Source organism: Massilia sp. Masssp93, assembly GCF_059491295.1.
Genome location: NZ_CP168502.1, coordinates 3,163,975 through 3,185,341 on the forward strand (window position 1 = coordinate 3,163,975; position 21,367 = coordinate 3,185,341).

General features: G+C 68.5%; 17 protein-coding genes. 15 read left to right on the forward strand and 2 right to left on the reverse strand.

The genetic code is table 11. From position 1 onward, the window contains the following. The first annotated feature begins 92 nt into the window (after positions 1-92). Positions 93-1,031 (forward strand): 4-hydroxyproline epimerase, encoded by a 939-nt coding sequence (locus tag ACEN9Q_RS12950; RefSeq protein WP_495628721.1) that lies wholly within the window; start codon positions 93-95, stop codon positions 1,029-1,031. Positions 1,032-1,033: 2 nt separating this feature from the next. Here ACEN9Q_RS12950 and ACEN9Q_RS12955 read toward each other — a convergent pair whose 3' ends face one another. Continuing rightward, a complete protein-coding gene (locus ACEN9Q_RS12955; protein ID WP_495628722.1) occupies positions 1,034-1,756 on the reverse strand; it encodes a helix-turn-helix domain-containing protein in 723 nt (240 codons plus the stop codon). Between the two features lie 166 nt (positions 1,757-1,922). Between ACEN9Q_RS12955 and ACEN9Q_RS12960 the strand changes: the two genes are divergently transcribed. From ACEN9Q_RS12960 to ACEN9Q_RS12990, 7 genes are all read left to right on the forward strand, one after another. Continuing rightward, entirely contained in the window at positions 1,923-2,819 is an 897-nt protein-coding gene (locus ACEN9Q_RS12960; RefSeq protein ID WP_495628723.1) for a dihydrodipicolinate synthase family protein, read from the forward strand. Further along, positions 2,816-3,934 (forward strand): NAD(P)/FAD-dependent oxidoreductase, encoded by a 1,119-nt coding sequence (locus ACEN9Q_RS12965; RefSeq protein ID WP_495628724.1) that lies wholly within the window; start codon positions 2,816-2,818, stop codon positions 3,932-3,934. The genes ACEN9Q_RS12960 and ACEN9Q_RS12965 overlap by 4 nt, the downstream gene beginning before the upstream one ends. Beyond that, positions 3,921-4,184 carry a 2Fe-2S iron-sulfur cluster-binding protein gene (locus tag ACEN9Q_RS12970; RefSeq protein ID WP_495628725.1) on the forward strand — a complete coding sequence of 88 codons (264 nt, stop codon included), beginning with the start codon at positions 3,921-3,923 and terminating at the stop codon, positions 4,182-4,184. Before ACEN9Q_RS12965 ends, ACEN9Q_RS12970 begins: the two co-directional genes overlap by 14 nt. Next, entirely contained in the window at positions 4,181-5,434 is a 1,254-nt protein-coding gene (locus tag ACEN9Q_RS12975) for an FAD-dependent oxidoreductase (RefSeq protein ID WP_495628726.1), read from the forward strand. The genes ACEN9Q_RS12970 and ACEN9Q_RS12975 overlap by 4 nt, the downstream gene beginning before the upstream one ends. 13 nt (positions 5,435-5,447) lie before the next feature. Next, complete coding sequence (locus ACEN9Q_RS12980) at positions 5,448-6,671, forward strand: M24 family metallopeptidase (protein ID WP_495628727.1); 1,224 nt, start codon at positions 5,448-5,450, stop codon at positions 6,669-6,671. Between the two features lie 111 nt (positions 6,672-6,782). Continuing rightward, on the forward strand, positions 6,783-7,349 hold the full coding sequence (locus ACEN9Q_RS12985; RefSeq protein WP_495628728.1) for a UDP-N-acetylglucosamine acyltransferase: 567 nt from the start codon (positions 6,783-6,785) through the stop codon (positions 7,347-7,349). Further along, positions 7,346-7,810, forward strand: coding sequence for a hypothetical protein (locus tag ACEN9Q_RS12990; RefSeq protein WP_162251824.1), 465 nt, complete (start codon positions 7,346-7,348; stop codon positions 7,808-7,810). The genes ACEN9Q_RS12985 and ACEN9Q_RS12990 overlap by 4 nt, the downstream gene beginning before the upstream one ends. A 40-nt stretch (positions 7,811-7,850) precedes the next feature. Here the strand turns inward: ACEN9Q_RS12990 and ACEN9Q_RS12995 are convergent, their stop codons facing one another. Beyond that, positions 7,851-8,867 carry an alpha/beta fold hydrolase gene (locus ACEN9Q_RS12995; protein ID WP_495628729.1) on the reverse strand — a complete coding sequence of 339 codons (1,017 nt, stop codon included), beginning with the start codon at positions 8,865-8,867 and terminating at the stop codon, positions 7,851-7,853. Between the two features lie 171 nt (positions 8,868-9,038). Here ACEN9Q_RS12995 and ACEN9Q_RS13000 point away from each other — a divergent pair, with 171 nt between their 5' ends. The 7 genes from ACEN9Q_RS13000 (at position 9,039) to ACEN9Q_RS13030 (ending at position 21,257) form a co-directional block, all read left to right on the forward strand. Beyond that, positions 9,039-10,445, forward strand: coding sequence for a glycoside hydrolase family 88/105 protein (locus tag ACEN9Q_RS13000; protein WP_495628730.1), 1,407 nt, complete (start codon positions 9,039-9,041; stop codon positions 10,443-10,445). 23 nt (positions 10,446-10,468) lie between these two features. Then, positions 10,469-11,686 carry a BT3233 family polysaccharide utilization protein gene (locus ACEN9Q_RS13005; RefSeq protein ID WP_495628731.1) on the forward strand — a complete coding sequence of 406 codons (1,218 nt, stop codon included), beginning with the start codon at positions 10,469-10,471 and terminating at the stop codon, positions 11,684-11,686. A gap of 225 nt (positions 11,687-11,911) precedes the next feature. Continuing rightward, positions 11,912-14,638: a TonB-dependent receptor plug domain-containing protein gene (locus tag ACEN9Q_RS13010; RefSeq protein WP_495628732.1), complete on the forward strand. Its 2,727-nt coding sequence runs from the start codon at positions 11,912-11,914 to the stop codon at positions 14,636-14,638. A gap of 82 nt (positions 14,639-14,720) precedes the next feature. Further along, on the forward strand, positions 14,721-15,506 hold the full coding sequence (locus tag ACEN9Q_RS13015) for a rhamnogalacturonan acetylesterase (RefSeq protein ID WP_495628733.1): 786 nt from the start codon (positions 14,721-14,723) through the stop codon (positions 15,504-15,506). Then, positions 15,503-18,118 carry a pectinesterase family protein gene (locus tag ACEN9Q_RS13020; RefSeq protein ID WP_495628734.1) on the forward strand — a complete coding sequence of 872 codons (2,616 nt, stop codon included), beginning with the start codon at positions 15,503-15,505 and terminating at the stop codon, positions 18,116-18,118. Before ACEN9Q_RS13015 ends, ACEN9Q_RS13020 begins: the two co-directional genes overlap by 4 nt. A 10-nt stretch (positions 18,119-18,128) precedes the next feature. Beyond that, positions 18,129-19,994, forward strand: coding sequence for a glycoside hydrolase family 28 protein (locus ACEN9Q_RS13025; RefSeq protein ID WP_495628735.1), 1,866 nt, complete (start codon positions 18,129-18,131; stop codon positions 19,992-19,994). Positions 19,995-20,246: 252 nt separating this feature from the next. Then, positions 20,247-21,257: a transporter gene (locus ACEN9Q_RS13030; RefSeq protein WP_495628944.1), complete on the forward strand. Its 1,011-nt coding sequence runs from the start codon at positions 20,247-20,249 to the stop codon at positions 21,255-21,257. The last annotated feature ends 110 nt before the right edge of the window (positions 21,258-21,367 follow it).

Here is a 21,367-nt window from a genome sequence, read left to right on the forward strand (position 1 = left end):
GGTTTCCCCGCCGGACCGGCTTAGAAACGACAAGACCGCACGGCCCCGCCGCTTTAACCTTGCGTTCGACGCTTCCGACGGCAGACACGCACATGAAGAAAATCGCGATCATCGATTCACACACTGGCGGCGAGCCGACCCGGCTCATCGTCGACGGCGGCCCCGATCTGGGGCATGGCCCCTTGGCCGCGCGGCTCGCGCGCATGCGCGCCGACCACGACCACATCCGCACCGGCACCGTATGCGAACCGCGCGGTTCCGACGTGCTCGTGGGCGCGCTGTTGTGCGAGCCGCATGCGCCTGGGTGCGCCGCGGGCGTCATCTTTTTCAATAACGTCGGCTACCTGGGCATGTGCGGACACGGCACGATCGGCCTGGTCGTGTCGCTGGCCCACCTGGGACGCATCGCGGCGGGACGCCACCGCATCGACACGCCCGTCGGCGTCGTGACGGCCGAACTCCACGCGGACGGTTCGGTGAGCATCGACAACGTCCCGTCGTATCGCACGCAGCGCGGCGTGGAAGTCGACGTCGGCGGCTACGGCACGGTGCGGGGCGACGTCGCCTGGGGCGGCAACTGGTTTTTTCTCGTCGAGCGCCACGCATTCGGGGTCGGTCCGGCCGATATCCCCGCACTGACGGCGTTCGCGCAAGCGGTCATGGCGGCACTGGGCGAACAAGGCATCACCGGCACGCACGGCGCGGCCATCGACCACGTCGAATTGTTCGCGGCGTCGGATACCGCGGACAGCAGGAATTTCGTGCTATGCCCCGGCAAGGCCTACGACCGCTCGCCCTGCGGCACCGGCACCAGCGCGAAACTGGCCTGCCTGGCGGCCGACGGCAAACTCGCGGAAGGCGCCGTCTGGCGCCAGGAAAGCATCATCGGCAGCGTGTTCGAAGGCAGCTACCGGCGCGACGGCGACCGTATCGCGCCGACGATCCGCGGCACCGCATGGATCAGCGGCGAATCGACGCTGCTGTTCGACGACGACGATCCGTTCGCATGGGGCATCCCGGCCGCGGGATAGCCTCATGCGCTTTTTTTCATGTGCATGCCGTATTCGGTCGGGCTCATGCCGACATACGACTTGAACTGGCGGCTGAAGGCGCTGTGGTCCGTGTAGCCGCATTCGTACGCGATGTCCGCGATCTTCGCGGCCGGGTTGCGCTCGATGAGCGCGCGCGCGGCGGACAGCCTGCATTGCACGAGCAGCTGGCGCGGCGAATGCTGGAAGACCTTCTGGAACAGCCGCTCCACCCGCGACAACGACAGGCCCGCCTCTTCCGCCAGCGCCGCGAGCGAGATGTTGTGCCGATAGTGTTCGCTGATGTGCTGCGCGATGCGGGCGATCTGCCGGTAGGCCGGATGCAGGTCGTCGAGCAGGCCGAGATCCTGCGACGTGCCGATCAGGCCGACGACGGCGCCGTCCGTGCCGAACAGCGGCACTTTCTTGGTGATGCACCAGCCGCGGCTGCGCCCGGGATAGATGTGCAGCTCGAGCTGCTTGTCGATCGGGGCGCCCTGGTCGATGACTTTCCGGTCCTGCGCCAGATAGGTCTCGGCGAGCGCGCGCGGGAACAGTTCCAGCGCCGTCTTCCCGAGCACGTCGCTCTTGTGCCGAACTCCGCACCGCCGCACCATCGTGCGGTTGATGCTGAGATAGCGCCCGTCCCGGTCCTTCACGAAAAATGCGATGTCGTCCAGCGCATCGAACATCGCTTCGACGGCTTCCGTGCCGATGGTGTCGATCATGTTTCCCTCCATGGCGACAATATAGGCGCAACGCGCCGGCATGGCAAACGGCTGCGGGATGCTGTGCCGATTTCGGCGCGCCCGGCGCGCGGTTCACGCAAGACCCGGCCGGCATTCCGGCCTAGCATGGATGCTTTCAATCGCCCCACCCAAGGAGACCGACAATATGTGGAAAGGTGTTCTTCCGGCCGTCACCACCAAGTTCAAGGACGACGACTCGCTGGATCATGACGAAATGCTGCGCTGCTTCCAGATCCAGATGGATGCCGGCGTGGACGGGCTCATCGCCTGCGGTTCGCTGGGCGAAGGGCCGATGCTGTCCCAGGACGAGCGCATCGAGGTCTTCAAGCTGTGCAAGCAGGTGAGCGGCGCCAAACCGGCGCTGCTCACCGTGGCCGAAGCGTCGACGCGGGACGCATGCGCGCTGGCGAAGAAGGCCGCCAAGGCGGGGGCGGACGGCCTGATGGTCGTGCCCAGCACGATCTACCACACCGATCCGCGCGAGACGGTGGCGACGCTGAAGGCCGTCGCCGCGGCCGGCGACCTGCCGGTCATGATCTATTCGAACCGCCTCGCCTACCGCGTCGACGTGACGGTCGAGATCATGGAAGCGCTGGCGGACGACGCACGCTTCGTCGCCGTCAAGGAATCGTCGGACGACATCCGCCGCAGCACCGACATCATCAACCGCTTCGGCGACCGCTTCGACCTGCTGACGGGCGTGGACAACCTCGCGTTCGAAGCGCTCGCCGTCGGCGCGGTCGGCTGGGTGGCCGGCGTGGGCCTCGCGTTCCCGCACGAGACGGTGGCGATCTGGCGCCTCGTCCAGGCACGGCGCCACGACGAGGCCCTGTGCATCTATCGCTGGTTCCGGCCGTTGCTGGACCTGGACGTCTCGACCTTCCTCGTCCAGAACATCAAGCTCGCCGAGCACCTGGCCATCGGCTCGAACGAGCGCGTACGCGCGCCGCGCCTGCCGCTCGCGGGCGCGCGCCGCGCGCAGGTGGAGCAGACGATCCGCGCCGCCCTGGCCTGCCGTCCCGCGCTCCCCGCATTCGCGTGAAATCGCCGGACGTCATCGTCGTCGGCGCAGGCATCGTCGGTGCCGCCTGCGCGCTGGAACTGCAGGCGCGCGGGCGCGACGTGCTGCTCGTCGACGGGCGCCATCCCGGCGCGGGCGTGACGGCGGCCGGCATGGGCCACCTCGTCGCCCTCGACGAGACCGAGGATGAACTCGACCTGTGCCTGCTGTCGCTGGCGCGCTGGGACGAGTACCTGGCCACGCACGCCGGCCTCGCGGAACACGTCCGCTGCGGCACGCTGTGGGTGGCCGAGGACGACGCCCAGATGGCCCACGCGCTCGCCCGCGCGGAACGCCTGGGCCGGCGCGGCTGGGATGCGGAAGCGCTGACGGGTAGCCAGCTTGCCCGGACCGAGCCCGCGCTGCGCGCCGGCCTCGCGGGCGGCGTGCGGGTCGCGCGGGACGGCGTCGTGTACCCGCCCGCGGTCGCCCGCGACCTGGCCGCGCAGCTGGTCGCCCGAGGCGGACGGACGCTGTTCGGCGCGACGGTCGCCGGCATCGGCCGCGGCGCCGTGACGCTGTCGTCCGGCCAACGCATCGACGCGGGCGACGTCGTCGTCGCGGCGGGGCCGGGTGTCGCGCGCCTGCTGCCCGACATCCCCGTCTTTCCGCGCAAGGGCCACCTCGCCATCACGGCGCGCTATCCGCGCACGCTGTCGCACCAGGTGGTCAGCATGGGATACGGCCAGACCGAGGCCGGCAGCGACGCCCTTGCCGTCGCCGCGAACGTGCAGCCGCGCATCACGGGCCAATGGCTGATCGGGTCGTGCCGCCAGGACGGGATCGACCACACCGGCGTCGACCCGCGCGTGCTCGCCCACGTGCTGCGCGCGGCCATCGCGCTGCTGCCCTGTCTCGCGGACATGACGATCATCCGCAGCTGGACCGGCCTGCGCCCCGCGACACGCGACGCTCGCCCGGTCATCGGGCCGCATCCGGCGCTGGAACACGTCTGGCTCGCCGCCGGCCACGAAGGGCTGGGCGTGACGACGGCGTTCGGCACGGCGCGCCTGCTGGCCGACCTGATGCTGGCATGCCCCGCCCCCGTCGATGCCACGCCCTATTCGCCCGCGAGATTCGCCCATGAACCAGCCTGACATGACCTGTGAAGTGACCGTCGACGGCGTCGCGGTCGGCGTCCCCGTGGGCGCGTCCGTCGTCGCGGCCATCGTCGCCGCCGGATCCCTGTGCACGCGCCACTCCGTCACGGGCCGGCGCCGCTTCGCGTTCTGCGGCATCGGCCAGTGCCAGGAATGCCGCGTGACGGTCGACGGCCACGACGACCGTCTCGCCTGCCGCACGGCCTGCCGGCCCGGCATGGCGATCGTGACGGGAGGCGGCCGGTGACCACCGACAAGCTGCTGCACATCGTCGGGAGCGGCCCGGCGGGCCTGGCCGCTGCGCAGACGGCGCTCGATGCCGGTGCAAGGGTGTGCCTGATCGACGATAATCACGCGCCGGGCGGCCAGATCTGGCGCGGCGGCCCGGCCCAATGGACCGACGCCCGCGCGCAGGCCTTCTGGAAGACGCTGCACGACCACCCGGGCTTCACGCACATGCAGGACGCCCAGGTCATCGGCTGCGTCGACGCCAACACGCTGTTGCTGGAGACGGAGGGCCGCGGCGTGCCCGTCGGCTTCGCGCGCCTCGTGCTCTGCACCGGCGCGCGCGAACTGTCGCTGCCGTTTCCGGGATGGACGCTCCCCGGCGTCACGGGCGCGGGCGGGCTGCAAGCCCTGATCAAGGGCGGCATGCCGGTCGCCGGACGCCGCGTCGTCGTCGCCGGCTCCGGACCGCTGCTGCTCGCGACGGCGCTGACGGCCGTCAGGGCCGGCGCGCAGGTGGCGGCCGTCGTCGAGCACCCGCCCCTGTCGCGCCTGTCGGCGTTCGGCGTCAAGCTGCTGTCGCGGCACAGGAAGAAGTTTCTGCAGGCGGCGTCGCTGTTCGCGGGCCTGCGCGGCGTGCCATATGTGACGGGCGCGCAGATCGTCGCGGCGCGGGGCGACGACATGCTCCGCAGCGTGGTCGTCCAGGCCGGGGGCAGGCAAACGGAATACGCCTGCGATTTCCTGGCCGCGGGCTTCGGCCTCGTGCCGAACACGGACCTCGCGCGCGCGCTGCGCTGCGACATCGGCGACGGCGCCGTGCGCGTCGACGGCCTGCTGAAGACGAGCCGCGCGGACATTTGGGCCGCGGGCGAATGCACCGGAATCGGCGGCGTGGACAAGGCGGTGGCCGAAGGACGGATCGCGGCACTCGCCGCGCTGGGCCTGCGCCCGGTCGCACGGGACATCCCCGTGCTGCGCACCGCGCGCGCGTTCGCCGCGCTGCTGGCGCGCACGTTCGCGCCGGACGATGCGCTGCGCGCGATGTGCCAGCCGGATACCATCGTGTGCCGCTGCGAAGACGTCCCCGCGGCCAGCCTGCTGCCGCACCGCGACTGGCGCGAAGCGAAACTGGCGACCCGCGTCGGCATGGGGCCGTGCCAGGGCAAGACGTGCGGCCCGGCATGCGAATTTTTGTACGGATGGCCGCAACACGACGTCCGGATACCGATCATGCCCGCCTCGGCGCGGGCATTGTCGCAGATCGAATGAACCAGGGAGAACCATGACTATCGGTGGCACCAACAAGCAGGCCGCACTCGATGCGCTGACGAACATGACGGCAGGCGCGGTGCCGATCGCGCCGGACGAATACCGGTCGCGCATCGCCCGCGCCCAGGCATTCATGCAGGCGCAGGGCATCGCGGCGACGTATCTCAACGCGGGCAGCAACCTGACGTATTTCACGGGCACGCGATGGAGTCCCAGCGAACGCATGGTCGGCGCGGTCCTGCCGGCGCGGGGCGACCTGGTGTACATCGCGCCCGCGTTCGAGGAAAACACGATCCGCAACTTCATGGCCGTCGAAGGCGAAATCGCCTGCTGGGACGAGCACGAGAATCCGGCCGTACTGCTGCGCGCCGTGCTGGCGCGGCTCGGCGTCGCAGCCGACGGCGCCACGCTGGCCGTCGACGAGAGCACGCCGCTGTTCCTGTTCGACGCCATCCGCGCCGCGACGTCCGGCTACGTCGTCCGGAACGCGCATCCGGTCACGTCCCATTGCCGCATGCGCAAGTCGGATGCGGAGATCGCGTTGATCCAGCGCGCGATGGACATGACGATGGCCGTGCACGTGGCGGCCGCGTCGATCCTGCACGAAGGGATCACGACGGCGGACGTGGAGGAATTCATCCACCTCGCACACCGCAAGGCCGGCGCGAGCGGCTCGTATTTCTGCATCGTGCTGTTCGGCGAGGCGACGTCGTATCCGCATGGCGTCAACTACGTCCAGACGCTGAAACGCGGCGATACGGTGCTGATCGACACGGGCTGCAAGGTCCACAACTATATCTCCGACATCACCCGCACCTATGTGTTCGGCGCGCCGTCCGAGCGCCAGCGCTTCGTGTGGAACGCGGAACAGGCGGCGCAGCGCGCGGCGTTCGAGGCCGCGCGGCTGGGCGTCCCCTGCGAAGACGTCGACAAGGCCGCCCGCCGCTCGCTCGAAGCGAACGGGTTCGGGCCCGGCTACAAGCTGCCCGGCCTGCCGCACCGGACCGGGCATGGCATCGGCCTCGACATCCATGAAGGCCCGTACCTCGTCGGCGGCGAACGCCGCCCGCTCGAACCGGGCATGTGCTTTTCGAACGAGCCGATGATCGTCGTGCCGGGCGAATTCGGGATCCGGCTGGAAGACCATTTCTACATGACGGCATCCGGGCCGAAGTGGTTCACCGAGCCGGCGGCGAGCCTGGAGGATCCGTTCGGGGCAGGTGACGAGCTCAAATAGGTGAATGTCCCCATCAGGATTCGCAATAATTGGTGAGTTTTAGATACTTTCCTGCAGGCTATACTTGTTATTGCGACACGGCACGCCAAGATGCCGTCCTAGGGGAACATCATGAAAAAGACATTAGCAATCCTGAGCGTGGCCTTCGTACTGGCGGGCTGCCAATCTGCGCCTCCTATCAATTTCTCCGTACCGAATGTCGGGTACAGCACAAAAAAAATCGATGCGGAACTGAAATCGATGACAGTCGGCATTGCCCGCGCCGACGAGAAAACAGGTGACCTGCCGGCCGGCATGGAAACTCTCGTCCCGCAGCTCTGGCAAACCTCGCTGCAGGAAGCGCTCAACAAGATGGCGATCTTCAACGATGATGCTTCCAACAAGGTCAACCTGACGGTGAAGATTCTGAAGCTCGACATTCCGAGTTTCGGAGCCGGCATGACGACCGAAGTCGCGGCCCGTTACGAACTTCTCGACCGCAAGAACGGGGCCGTGATCTATACGCAAGACATTAACTCGAAGGGCGAAGTACCTTACGATTACGCGTTTTCCGGTGTGACGCGGGTCCGCGAATCGATTAACCGATCCGTACAAAACAATATCACCCAATTCCTGCAGGCCCTGCAGACCGTGGACGTGTCGAAACCCATGTTCCCCGTAAAGGTGAGTCAGAAATGATGGGTAAAAAACTCATCGCAGCCGCTTGTGTCGCGATCCTGGGCATGTACGGCTGCGCTTCCAATATATCGCCTACCTCGTATTCGGTGGGTTCGGTCGGCCAGGTAAATCGAACGGTCGCCGCGAAGGTCATCAGCGTGCGGCCTGTCGATATCGCCGGAACGACGGGCGCGGGCGGGACGGCCGGTGGCGCATTGGGCGCGACCGCCGGCTCCGGAATCGGACATGGCGATCGCGCCAACGTCGCGGGCGCGATCGCCGGCGCGGTCGTGGGCGCGGTCGCGGGGGCGGCAATCGAGCAGGGCGCAACGCACCAGTCCGGCTTCGAATATGTCGTGCAAACCGAAAACGATAATCTGATGACGATCGTTCAAGGTGCGAATCCGACGTTTGCCGTCAATGACAAGGTATTGGTCTTGTACGGCTCCCCCGCTCGCATCATCCCCGATCCGAGAAAGTAGTTTTTCGTGCCGGATGCCCGCGCCGCGGGCATGTCGCCGATCAGTTTCGGCGCCCCCGGCCGAGATGTTCCCGCAAGAAGCCATCCGTCGCCTCCACCGTGGGCGCCAGCCACGGATCGAACAGCCAGAAGCTGTGCGGCGTATCCGGCACAAGCACGACGCCGGTCGCGATGCCCAGCGCCTTCAGCTTCGCGACGACCTCTTCCCGCCCCAGGCTGAAACGCCGCTGCGCGCTGCCGATGAACAGGATCGGCGGCGTGCCCGGCCCCACGTGGAACAGCGGCGACGCGTCGCGCCACAGCGCCGCCTTTTCCGCATAGCGCCCGCCGAACCACGCCCCCGCCGATGACGGCTGCTTGGCCGGATCGTCCTCGTATTTGCGCGCTTCCTCCGACGTGAAATCGGACAGGCCGTCGATGTTGACGATCGCCTGCACGGCGCTCGACACGTCCCCGGGGCGCGCGTCCGGATCGAAGCGGGACTCGGCGTTCGTCACGCCCGTCAGCGCCGCGATCTGGCCCCCGGCCGACGCGCCCGCGACGGCGATGCGGGCCGGGTCGATGCCATAGTCGGCCGCATGCGCGCGCACCCAGCGGACGGCGGCCTTGACGTCGTGGATGGCCGCCGGATACGGCGCGTCCGACGCCAGCCGGTAGTCGATGGTGGCGGCCGCATAACCCCGTTCGGCCATGCGGATCGCCATCGGCGCGAAGTTCGCGCGCACGCCCGCGCGCCAGCCGCCGCCGTGCACGAACACGATGGCGGGCCGCGACACCGGGCCGCCGGCCGCGGGCAGGTAGAGATCGAGCTTGAGATCATGTGGCTGCGCGCCCTCCTCGCGGCGCGCGTAGGTGACGTTCATGACGGCGCGCACGGATGCAGGCACGGCGCCGCTCGCGATGCGGATGAACGGATATTTGGGGGCCAGCTTCGCGTACGTCGTCGCCGCCGTGTAACTCTCGGGCGCGGGCGCCTTCACTTGCTGCTGCGCGCACGCGGCGAGCAACAGCGCCACGCCTGCCGCCACCCACACCCTCCTGCGTTCCGATCCCGCCATGCCGTCTCCACCGCCTCCCGAGTCGACCCAGTATGCCACGGAACAACACGTCGCGGCTAGTCCGCCTTGCCAAAGTGGTCAGACCAACCTAGAATGGTCCGACCAGATTAAGAACGACCCGGCCGCACGGCGCGAGGACCGTCCATCCGATAAAAACGACTGGAGACTACGTTGCAACCGCCAACCAGATTGCTCGCCATCCTGGCCGCCTTCGCATGCCTCGCCGCACCCGCCCACGCGGACGGCCCCATTCGCAACCCCGACAACAAGAACCGCAACGACGCCGGCGAGGGTACGTATCCCGTGCCGTACAAGAAGCCCGTCGTGGCCGAGATCGCGGCGGCGCTGCAGCGCGTCCGCGGCTACCTCGACAGCCAGACGCCGACCCGCGTCGTCCACAAGGGCAGCGGCGCCCCCATCACCGATTTCGGCACGCCCGTGGCCGACGCGGTCGTCGCGACGGCGGACGCCGGCTTCAGCCTGCAGGCCTACGAGATGGGCGTCGTGCATGCCGGCCTGCTCAAGGCGGCCGCGGTCACGGGCGACAAGAGCTACACCGCCCTCACCGCCCGCCACCTGCAGTTCTTCGCCGACAAACTCCCGTATTTCCGCGCCCAGGAACAGCGCTTCCACCTCGAACGCGCCAACAGCTTCGCGCGCTTCATCGACCCGCGCTCGCTCGACGACGCCGGCTCGATGTGCGCCGCGATGATGCGCGCGCGCAGCAAAGGCGTCGGGCCCGACCTCGCGGCCCAGATCCGCGTGTGCGGCGACTGGGTCGCGAAACGCCAGTTCCGCCTGCCCGACGGCACCCTCGCGCGCCAGCGCCCGCAGGCCGTGTCGCTGTGGGCCGACGATATGTACATGGGGATTCCGGCGCTGGCGGAACTCGGCCGCATGACGGGCGAGCGCGCCTACTTCGACGACGCCGTCAAGAACGTGCTGCAGATGTCGGGCTACCTGTTCGATCCGCAGAAGAATCTGTACACGCACGGCTGGAACGCGAACAACCCGGACGCGCCGCGCTTCTACTGGGGCCGCGCGAACGGCTGGGCGGTGCTGGCGATGTCCGACCTGCTCGACGTGCTGCCGCACGACCATCCTGGCTATCCGCAGGTGATGGCGCAGTTGAAGAAATCGTTGCGCGGCATCGCCGAACGCCAGTCCGGCGCCGGCCTGTGGCACCAGATGATCGACCGCGACGATTCCTACCTCGAGACATCGGCCAGCGCCATCTTCGTCTACGTGATCGCGCACGCCGTCAACGAAGGCTGGATCAGCCCCGCGACCTGGGGATCGATCGCGCAGGCCGGCTGGAACGCCCTGTCCGCGCGCATCGACGCGCAGGGCCGCGTCGATGGCACGTGCGTGGGCACGACGTTCGCGAGCGACCAGGTCTATTACTACCACCGCCCCACCAGCACGGCCGCGCTGCACGGCTACGGCCCCACGCTGCTGGCCGGCGCCGAGATGATCCGCCTGCTGAACAATCCGGCGATCGACATCCAGTACCGCGTCCGCACCTATCACTACGTGCCCAGGGACGGCGGGCAGACCAGTTACCGCGAACATCCTTGAGCACCCACATGGAAGCCCGAATCATGCGCACCCGATTCCTGCTCTGCGCGGCCGCCGCGCTGCTCCCCGCCGGCGCCGGCGCTGCCGAACGCCTCACCGTCACCGTCACCCACGACCTCGATGCGGCGCGCCCGTCCGAGACGATCGAGATCCCGTGGAAGGACGTCAACGCCGCGCTGCCCGGCGCGCTGATCCAGCACATCGTCGTGAAGGATGCGGCCGGCCACGTGCTGCCCTATCAGGTGACGAACGTCGCGCCGCAAGCGAAGGATCCGAAGGGCATCGGCGTCGCGTACGGCGAACTGCTGTTCCAGCACGACTTCGCGCCCGGCGAGAAGACCGCCACGTTCATCGTCGAAAAGAACGCCGCGCTCTCGCCGCCGTTCGCGCCCAGGGCGTTCGCCCGCTACGTGCCGGAACGCCTCGACGATTTCGCGTGGGAGAACGACGTCATCGGCCACCGCACCTACGGCCCGGCCCTCGCCGCGCCGGCGCCGCCCGGCAGCGGCAAGGAAGTGCTGGAGACGAGCGGCCTCGATATCTGGTTCAAGCGCGTGGATTATCCGATCGTCGACCGCTGGTACAACAAGGGCCACGACCACTACCACCACGACGAGGGCGAAGGCATGGACATGTACAACGTCGGCCGTTCGCGCGGGGCCGGCGGAACGGGCGTGTGGGATGGCGCGCGCCTTGCCACGAGCGGCAATTACGCGACCTGGAAAGTGCTGGCCAACGGCCCGGTCCGCGCCGTGTTCGAACTGGCGTACGACGCCTGGGATGCCGCCGGCACGAAGGTCACGGAAGTGAAACGCTTCACCGTCGACGCCGGCCACCAGCTGGACCGGATCGACAGCACGTTCACGTTTTCCGGGCCGGCCGCGTTGACCGTGGCCGTGGGCCTGAACAAGACCCCGGCGGACAAGAAGCAGGCCGCGCGCGTCACCCTCGTGCGCGACGACGCCGACCACGCGCTGCTGCAATGGGTCGAGCAGGCGACGAACGGCGCGTTCGGCACGGCCGTCGTGCTGCCGGCAGCTTCCGGCTATGCGGAGGACGCGCTGAACGACCTCGTGCTGGCCCGAGTCGAATCGGGCAAGCCGCTGCGCTACTGGGTCGGCGCCGCCTGGGACCGCGCCGGCCGCATCACGTCGAAGGCGGCATGGCAGGCGTACGTGGCGGCCGAGGCCCGGCGCATCGCGCATCCCGTGCACGTTGCGCTCGACGCCGGCCCGAACTGACGCCCGCGCCCCGGGGCGTGTCAATTTCCCAACACATTATTTGGCAAATCTGGTCTGACCACATTGATCTTGTGGTCAGACCACTTTAGAATGATTCCACCAAAGAGCCGCACGCAAGCACGTGCGGATTTCGCCTAGCCAGGTCTGGTTTTGCAGGAAGCACCCATCGGCGCGACCGCCAAGGCGACGCCGAAACGTCATCGATAATAAACAGGAGACAGCTTCATGAAATACCCCAGCAGCACCCCGCCCCGTCACCACACCCGCCAGTTCGTACTGTCCTCGATCGCCCTCGCCGTGCTGAGCCTCACCCACCAGGCCTGGGCACAGCAGGCCGACGGGGCGATCCAGCGCGTCGAAGTCACCGGCTCCAGCATCAAGCGCCTGGCCGCCGAGGAAGCGCTGCCCGTCACGACGATCAAGGCCGACGAACTGGTCAAGCAAGGCATGACCACGCTGGCCGACGTGATGATGGCGCTGCCGCAGTCGGCGTCGCTGCAGCCGTCGAACGCCGGCTCCGGCACGAACATCAACCTGCGCGGCCTGGGCGTGAACCGCACCCTCGTGCTGCTGAACGGCCGCCGCCTCGCGAATGAAGCCATCGCCGACGGCTACGCCAACCTCGACACGATCCCGATCAGCGCCCTGCAGCGCGTCGAGATCCTGCGCGACGGCGCATCGTCGATCTACGGCTCGGACGCCATCGGCGGCGTCGTCAACTTCATCACCAAGCGCGAAGTCGAGGGCGGCAACGTCACCGTGCAGCTGGTGCAGCCGCAACGCCACGGCGGCGGCGACGAGCAGCGCATCCAGGCCACCTTCGGCAAGGGCAACCTCGAACGCGACGGCTGGAACGTCTACGGCACCGTCGACTTCCACCAGCGCAGCCGCCTGCTGCTGTCCGACCGCGCCGGCTTCATTCCGGACGACGCGGCGATGGCCGCGATCGGCCTGCCGCGCAGCGCCGCGAGCGGCGGTTACGCGACGCCGGCCAACTTCACCAGCTCCGCCAACAAGAACGCGGCGAACCCCTACTACGCGAGCGGTTGCCTGAGCCCGTACTCGATCCAGGGCGCGAAGAACACCTGCGTCCTGAACGACGACACGTACGGCTCGGCGCTGCACCCGAACAAGCAGCTGACGATGTATGCGAAGGCGACGAAGAAGATCGACGCCGACAACACCATCACGGTCGAATACACGCGCGGCGACGAATCGATCTTCGGCCAGAAGAACCCGACGCAGGCGGTGGCGGTCGGCAGCGCGAAGGCGATCCTGCCGTCGACCAGCCCGTGGTATCCGGGCAAGAGCGGCGGCGTGCCGGCCGTCGCCGGCATCACGAACCAGCCGCTGACCGTCTCCTGGGCCGTGGCCGACTTCGGCCCGGCCGTCACGCGCGACAACCAGCTCAACCAGCGCCTGCTGCTGTCCGCGGACGGCACCGTCGCCGGCTGGGACTACAAGGCCGGCATGAGCTACGGCCTGTCGCTGCGCAAGGGCTACTACAAATCGGGCTACTTCTCCGGCATCGGCCTGATCAACGGCCTGGCGAACGGCGTCCTGAACCCGTTCGGCCTGCAGGACCAGGCGGGCCGCGATTACCTCGAATCGATCGCCGCCGACGGCATGCAGAACCGCAGTTCGAAGAGCTCGTACTACGGCTTCGACGGCACGATCAGCCGCAGCCTGATGGCGCTGGCCGGCGGCGACCTCGCGCTCGCGCTGGGCGCCGACGTGCACCGCGACACCAACGAGGACACCAAGCTGGCGCAGGCCGTCGACATCACGTACGCCAAGGCCGTCGCGGCGCACGGCGAAAGCGCGCGCAACGTGGCCGGCATCTACACCGAGATCGACGCACCCGTCACCAAGACCCTGGACCTGAACGGCGCCCTGCGCATCGACAAGTACAGCGACGTCGGCTCGACCGTCACGCCGAAGATCAGCTTCCGCTGGCAGCCGACCAAGACCATCATGTTCCGCGGCTCCGCCAATACGGGCTTCCGCGCGCCGACCCTGTTCGACCGCTACGGCTACCGCACGACCGTCGCCAACACGACGACGGCCGGACGCTGGGACGATCCGGTCCAGTGCCCGAGCGCGACGCCGCTGATCCCCGGCACCGGCACGGCCGTCCCCGGCGCCGTCGCGGCCGACGTCTGCAACGCGAAGCTGAACAAGCTGACCGGTTCCAACAACACCCTGCAGCCGGAACGCTCGAAGGGCGGCACGCTGGGCGTCGTGTTCGAACCGACCCGCGCGTTCACCGCATCGCTGGACTACTGGCAGGTCAACATGAAGGACATGCTGGCCAACCTGCCGGAAAACGTCTACTTCACCAACTACGCCGACTACAAGAACCTGTTCGTGCGGGACCCCGACGGCTCGCTCGCCTACATCAACAACACGACGATGAACCTGGGCGGCCAGATCGCGGCCGGCGTCGACGTGTCGGCGAACTGGGAAATCGCGAACAACCGCTACGGCAAGTTCGACGCCGCCATCGACGGCACCTACCTGACCCGCTTCGACAACCAGCTCGTGCCGAACGGCCCGTGGATGTCGAACGTCGGCCAGTTCGGCTGGGCCAGCAACGGCACCACGTCGAGCTACCCGATCATCACGTTCCGCTGGAAGCACAACCTGCGCCTGAAGTGGCAGAGCGGGGACTACTCGGCCCAGTTGACGAACAACTTCAACAGCGCCTACCGCGACGCCAACACGGCCGTCACGTCGCAGTACTTCCGCGACATCCCGTCGTTCTCGACGTGGAACCTGACCGGCTCGGTCGTCGTGCAGAAGCAGGTCCGCATCACGGCCGGCGTCACGAACCTGTTCGACAAGGCCCCGCCGATCACCAACAACACGATCTACAGCAACGGCTACCTGAGCAGCGTGGCGAATCCGACCGGCCGCACCTGGAACCTGCGCGTCAGCTACGATTTCGACTGATCGTCGCCGTCAACCGCCGCAGCGCGTGCCCGGTCCGCCGGGCATGCGCTGCGGCGCACGTCATTCCACCGAAAGGACATCGATGCAATTCAATCGTCTCGCACTGGCCGCCCTCGTCGTGGCCGGCCACGCCGCCGCGGCCGACGCGGCGCATGCCCCCATCCGCGTCATCCTCGTCGGCGACTCGACCATGGCCACGAAGAGCGGCTACGGCGACGCGCTGTGCGCCCGCTTCACGCCCGACGTCACCTGCGTCAACCTCGCGCGCGGCGGCCGCAGTTCCAGCAGCTTCCGCTACGAAGGCCGCTGGGACGAAGTCCAGCGCATGCTCAAGGACGGCGGCACGTTCAAGGCCACGTACGTCCTCGTACAGTTCGGTCACAACGACCAGCCGGGCAAGGGCAAGCGCGCCACCGACCTCGTGACCCAGTTCCCCGCCAACATGGCGCGCTACGCGCAGGAGACGCGCGCGGCGAACGGCATCCCCGTCCTCGTCACGCCGCTGACGCGCCGCACCTTCAAGGGCGCGTATCTCGCGGACGACCTGGCGCCGTGGGCCGCCGCCACGCGCGCCGCGGCCGCGCAGGAACATGCGGCGCTGCTCGACCTGAACGCCGACAGCGTCGCCGCCGTCCAGGCCATGGGCCAGGACGAGGCGGACACCCTGGCCGTCGTGCCGCGCCCGCCCGGCTACGGCGAGCCGGTCGATCTCAGCAAGGTCGAACGGGCCGGCCCCGCCAAGACGGCGTTCGACCGCACCCATCTCGGCGCCAAGGGTGCGGACTTCTTCGCGCGCATGGTCGAGCGCGAACTGGTCGCCGCGCGGCCCGAGACGGCCCATTACTTCAAGGACGGAGGCAAGCCTTGAGACGCGGCGCGCTCCTCGCGTGCGCGCTCGCGGCCGCGCACGCGCACGCCCAGGACGCGCGCGCCGTGCGCGAGCCCGTCGTGCCGCCCGCGTGCGCGGTGCTGACCGGGGAAGCCACCGCCACGGGCCGCGACGACGCCGCGCGCATCCAGGCCGCCATCGACAAGTGCGCGCCCGGCCACGCCGTCGTGCTCGCGCCCAGCAATGACGCCCGCAGCTTCGTGTCCGGCCCCCTGCAGCTGCGCGCCGGCGTGACCCTGCTCGTCGACGCGGGCGCCACGCTGTACGCGAGCACCGATCCGCGCCTGTTCGACCGCGGCGCCGGCACGTGCGGCACGAACGACGCATCGGGCCGCGGCTGCCGTCCGTTCATCACGGCGGACAATGTACGCGGCGCCGGCATCATGGGCGCCGGCACCATCGACGGCCAGGGCGGCCAGCGCATCGACGGCAAGACCGAGACCTGGTGGCAGATCGCCCGCCGCGCGCAAAAGGAAAAGACCCGGCAAAACGTGCCGCGCCTGATCCAGCTCGACAAGGCACGCGACTTCACCCTGTACCGCATCACGCTCAAGAATTCACCGAACTTCCACGTCACGCTGAACAGCGTCGACGGCTTCACGGCGTGGGGCGTCACGATCGACACGCCGCACGACGCGCGCAACACGGACGGCATCGATCCGATCTCGTCGCGCAACGTCACCATCGCGCACAGCGTCATCCGCACCGGCGACGACAACGTGGCCGTCAAGGCCGGCGGCGCCGGGCCGACCGAGAATATCTCGATCCTGCACAACCGCTTCTACAGCGGCCACGGCATGTCGATCGGCAGCGAGACGAACGGCGGCGTGCACCGCATGCTCGTCGAGGACCTCACGATGGACGGGACGACGTCCGGCCTGCGCATCAAGAGCAACGACATGCGCGGCGGGAAGGTCGACGACGTCGTCTACCGCGACGTCTGCCTGCGCGATGTCCGCTCGCCGATCGAGATCACGACGCATTACGAACAGCCCGCGCACCCGGGCAGCCTGGTGCCCGACTATGCCGGCATCCGCCTGGAACGGGTGCGCAGCACGACGCCGGGCCGCATCCTGCTGCAGGGCTACGACGACGCGCATCCGCTCGTGCTGGCCCTGCAGGACGTGGCCATCGCCGCCGGGTCGGAGGTGAAGCAGGAACACGCGCGCCTGCAGGGCGCGTTCGGCGCGGCGTCCGACTGCGCGGGACGGTTCGCGCCGTTTCCCGAGCGGGCGGTCCGCGACCCGCGCCCGCAACTGACGGCCGCACAAGCCCGCGCCTACGACTACCGCGAGGTGCTGAAATACGTGGGCCCCATCGGCAACGAGCGCGTCGACCCGTGGGATCCGCTGGCCGACCCGCTCGCGGGCAAGGCCGACGTCAAGGCCGACTACACGGTCGACCCGCGCGCGCCGGCCGACGGCGCCACCCGCTTCGCCACCGTGCAGGCCGCGGTCGGGCGCGCCGTGGCGGCCGGCGGCACGCGGCGCATCGTCATCCGCGTCAACCCCGGCACCTACCGTGAACTCGTCTACGTGCCGCCCGGCGCGCCGCCGATCACGCTTCTCGGGGCCGGGGCCGACGCGCAGGCCGTGCGCATCAGCGCGGCCCTGGACGCGTCGACGACGGGCGCCGCCTACCGCGCCAGCCATGGCGCCGAATTCGAACACGCGCCGGCGTCAATCCGTGCGATGTACGACGCGCTGAAGGATTTGCCTGCCCTCCAGACGACGGGCTCCGCCACGGTGTGGGTGCGCGCGGACGGCTTCCAGGCCCGCGATCTCACGATCGAGAATGCGTACAACCGCGACGGCGCCATGGCGCATCCGGAGTGCAGCGGCGACAACTGCCCGGACACGACCGGCGGCAGCCGCGTGCACCACCAGGCCGTCGCGCTGCGCGTGGACGGCGCCGACAAGGCGCAGTTCGAACGCGTGCGCCTGCTCGGCCTCCAGGACACGCTGTTCCTCAGCTCGAAGGACGGCAGCGCGACGGTGCGCAGCTTCTTCCACGACGCGCACATCGAGGGCGACGTCGACTTCATCTTCGGCGACACCATCGCCGTCTTCAAGGACTGCGACGTGCACGCCGTCGGCGGCCGCGCCGCGTCGTACGTGGCTGCGCCGGACACGAACCGGCGCGCGAAATACGGCTTCGTGTTCGACGGCTGCCGCTTCACCAGCGATGCGCCCGGCGCGGCGCACACCCGGTTCCATTTCGCCCGCCAGTGGTTCCACAACGAGCGCTGCACGCCGTACGGCTTCGTTCCCGTCGACGGCTATACGTGCCGGCTGGGCGACGTCGACGTGTACAAGGCCCCGAACGGCACGATCCGCAAGCGCACGCTGGAGACGGTCGGCAAGGCCGTGATCCTGCGCTCGCGCATCGGCCCGTATTTCGAAAAGACGGCGCCGTGGTCGGAATGGAACCGCAACGGCACGCTGGCGCACCGCCCCGCGCAGTTCAGCTCCGACGATTACTGGAACAACCTGGCCGGCACCGCCTTCGACCCGGCCGCGGCGCTGGGCGACGGGCCCCGCCCCGTCCCCGCCGACGTCTATCTCGGCGAATACGACAACACCAATGAATGACGGAGACACCATGAAGCATCCCTTCGACGCCCGCCGTGGCTTCTTGAAGAGCGCCGCCGTCGCGGGCCTCGCGCTGTCCGGTCCCGCCCACGCGCTGGCCGCGGCGAACAAGGCCGCGGGCGCCGGCGATCCGTGGCGGGAAGCGGCGGCCATCGCGCGGCGCCTCGCCAACCCGGTCAAATTCCGCAAGGCCGATTACCCCGTGACCGACTTCGGCGCGGCGCCGTGCAAGCTCGTGCCCGTGAAGGCGTGGATCTCGTTCGAAGACCAGGCAACCGTGCAGACGCCCGCGCCGGGTGCGCACGACTGCTACGCCGCGATCCGGGCCGCCATCGAAAAATGCCACGGCGAGGGCGGCGGGCGCGTCGTCATCCCGCAGGGCGACTGGTTCTGCGCCGGTCCCATCGTGCTGCTGTCGAACGTGAACGTGCACCTCGCGCGCGGCGCCCACGTCTACTTCAGCAACGACCCGGCCGACTATGCCAAATACGGCGACGTCGATTGCGGACCGAACGGCAAGCTGGTCGTGTCGCGCTGGCAGAGCAACGACTGCCTGAACTTCTCCTCGATGATCTACGCCCGCAACCAGGACAACATCGCCCTCACCGGCGACGACTGGACCGCGATCCTCGACGGCCAGGGCGGCGTGCCGTTCGCCGGCCGCGCCGACTGCTGGTGGACGTGGAAGGGCAAGAACGCGACCGTCAACTCCGTCGCTCAGGACAAATCGCCGAACTACGTGCCCGGCAAGCTGGCGCAGAACCACGTCAACGAACTGAATCCGAAGTCGCTGGCGGACGTCGCGCCCAACGTGCCGGAGGACAGGCGCCGGCTGATCCAGGGCGAAGGCGACAAGTGGCGCGCGGACGACGCCTACCTGCCCGCGCTGTCGGAAGCCGGCGTGCCGCTCGAGAAGCGCGTGTTCGGCCTGGGGCATTACCTGCGCCCGCCGATGATCCAGCTGATCGGGTGCACGAACGTGCTGCTGGAGGGCTACCAGGTGACGCACACGCCGTTCTGGCAGCACCACCCGGTCGCGTGCCGCAACCTCGCGATCCGCAAGGTGCATGCGAACAGCCTGGGCCCGAACAGCGACGGCTTCGATCCGGAAGCCTGCGACACGGTGCTCGTCGAAGGCTGCCAGTTCAACACGGGCGACGACTGCATCGCCATCAAGGCCGGCAAGAACCTCGATACGCAATACGGCCCGTCGCAGAACATCGTCATCCAGAAATGCACGATGCAGAGCGGCCACGGCGCCGTCACGCTGGGCAGCGAGATGGCCGGCGGCATCCAGAACGTGTACGCGCAGGACCTCGTGTTCGAGAACATGAACTGGGCGACGAATCCGCTGAACACGGCCATCCGGCTGAAGACGAACATGAACCGCGGCGGCTTCCTGCGCAATTTTTACGTGCGCAACGTGAGCATCCCGAACGGCGTGCAGACGAGCCCCTCGTTCTACGCGTCGCTGCCCGGGTCCCCGATCGCGTCGAAGACGGTCGCCACGGCCGCCGGCGCCGTCGTCACCTTCGACTGCGACTACACGCCGCGCGCGGATAACGTGCGCGTGCGTCCGCCCGAGGTGCGCAACGTCCACATCTCGAAGGTCAGCGTGGGCAACGTGAAGACGAAGGACGGCAGGCAGGCGTCGTGCTACCAGGCCTTCGTCATCCTCGGCCCCGTCGCTTCCGACTACAACGGCCCGGCGCCGGCGCCCGCCGTGCTGCCGGTGCGCGACGTGACGATCGCGGACTGCGACTTCGGCACGCCCGTCGACGCCGACCACCCGTGGTACACGTACAATGTGCGGGGACTGAAACTGGCCAACGTGACCATCGGCGGGAAGCGCTACGACACGGTCCTGTCGGCGTAAACAGAGGCCGTCGTTCCCGCCTCCGCGGGAACGACGTGTGAGCACAATCCGCGCCAAGCGCTGCGACGGAGCGCTGTCGGCCCGTTGTCCATAAGCCGTCGTTCCCGCGCAGGCGGGAACCTCATTTTTTCGCACATCGTCCGCGTTTGACGTGGGCGCCATGCACGCGACCTGGGTTCTCGCCTCCGCGGGAACGACGGTGTCATACGCTTGCACTACAATGCCGTCACCTCACTCTGCATGGGATGGATGATGGCGACACCGGCGTTCAACTACGGCTCCGACATCTCGGGGCTCGTCTGGGGCTTTCTGTTGAACGGCGCCGGGCCGGCGCTGCCGGTCGACGCGGGGGAAGCCGAGGCGTGGTTGCGCGCCCCCGTGCCCGGCCAGTTCGTCTGGCTGCACTTCAATCTCTCGAACGCAGCCAGCGAGCGCTGGCTGCGCGCCCACGCCGGCCTGCCGGACGAATTCTACGAAACCCTGCACCAGGGCTCGCGCTCGACCCGCATCGAGATCGCGGACGACGCCCTGATCGCCGTCGTCAACGACGTGCTGCATAATTTTTCCGTCGACGCGGCCGAGATCTCAACCTTGTGGGCGCACGTGACGCCGCGCGGCGTCATCACTGCTCGCCGCAAGCCGCTGGAATCGATCGAGCGCCTGCGCCAGGACGTGCTGCAGGGCGCGCCGCTGCGCTCGAGCGTCGAGCTGCTCGTGCACCTGCTGCGCGACCAGGCCGACGTCCTCGTCAACATCGTGCGCGACGCCGTGGCACGGGTCGACGCCACCGAGGACCAGCTGCTGGCCGGCCGGGTCACGCGCCGGCGCGAGGACCTGGGCGCGCTGCGCCGGGTGCTCGTCCGCCTGCAACGGCTGCTGGCGCCGGAACCGGCCGCCCTGTTCCGCCTGCTGCAGCGGCCGCCGGCCTGGGTGGCGCCGGAAGACCGCCAGGAGCTGCGCCAGTCGACCGAGGAATTCACGGTCGTGCTGTCCGACCTCGCCGCGCTGCAGGAACGGATCAAGCTGCTGCAGGAAGAGATCGCGGCCCAGGTGAACGAGGACAACAACCGCAGCCTGTTCCTGCTGACCATCGTGACGGTGATGGCCCTGCCCATCAACTTGATCGCCGGCCTGCTGGGCATGAACGTGGGCGGGGTGCCGCTGGCGCAGCATCCGCACGGGTTCTGGGTCGTGCTTGGCTTTACGGCCCTGGTGACGGGCGCCATCGCCTGGCTGCTGCTGCGTCTGCAGCGGCCGCGCTGACTTAACATACCTTTACCATATCAAAACAAGATATATCCCCCAGCATTGGGCATAACTCGTTTCCCGGCGTCACGCTAAGCTTCTTGCCTCAGGAAAAGTCCGCACGCCAG

Bases quoted from the DNA above. Each gene is read 5' to 3' on its own strand.
- ACEN9Q_RS12960 (WP_495628723.1), top strand. From the start codon at position 1,923: ATGTGGAAAGGTGTTCTTCCGGCCGTCACCACCAAGTTCAAGGACGAC.
- ACEN9Q_RS13005 (WP_495628731.1), top strand. From the start codon at position 10,469: ATGCGCACCCGATTCCTGCTCTGCGCGGCCGCCGCGCTGCTCCCCGCC.
- ACEN9Q_RS13010 (WP_495628732.1), top strand. From the start codon at position 11,912: ATGAAATACCCCAGCAGCACCCCGCCCCGTCACCACACCCGCCAGTTC.
- ACEN9Q_RS12950 (WP_495628721.1), top strand. From the start codon at position 93: ATGAAGAAAATCGCGATCATCGATTCACACACTGGCGGCGAGCCGACC.
- ACEN9Q_RS12990 (WP_162251824.1), top strand. From the start codon at position 7,346: ATGATGGGTAAAAAACTCATCGCAGCCGCTTGTGTCGCGATCCTGGGC.
- ACEN9Q_RS12980 (WP_495628727.1), top strand. From the start codon at position 5,448: ATGACTATCGGTGGCACCAACAAGCAGGCCGCACTCGATGCGCTGACG.
- ACEN9Q_RS13025 (WP_495628735.1), top strand. From the start codon at position 18,129: ATGAAGCATCCCTTCGACGCCCGCCGTGGCTTCTTGAAGAGCGCCGCC.
- ACEN9Q_RS12985 (WP_495628728.1), top strand. From the start codon at position 6,783: ATGAAAAAGACATTAGCAATCCTGAGCGTGGCCTTCGTACTGGCGGGC.
- ACEN9Q_RS13015 (WP_495628733.1), top strand. From the start codon at position 14,721: ATGCAATTCAATCGTCTCGCACTGGCCGCCCTCGTCGTGGCCGGCCAC.
- ACEN9Q_RS12970 (WP_495628725.1), top strand. From the start codon at position 3,921: ATGAACCAGCCTGACATGACCTGTGAAGTGACCGTCGACGGCGTCGCG.
- ACEN9Q_RS13030 (WP_495628944.1), top strand. From the start codon at position 20,247: ATGGCGACACCGGCGTTCAACTACGGCTCCGACATCTCGGGGCTCGTC.
- ACEN9Q_RS12995 (WP_495628729.1), bottom strand. From the start codon at position 8,867: ATGGCGGGATCGGAACGCAGGAGGGTGTGGGTGGCGGCAGGCGTGGCG.
- ACEN9Q_RS12955 (WP_495628722.1), bottom strand. From the start codon at position 1,756: ATGATCGACACCATCGGCACGGAAGCCGTCGAAGCGATGTTCGATGCG.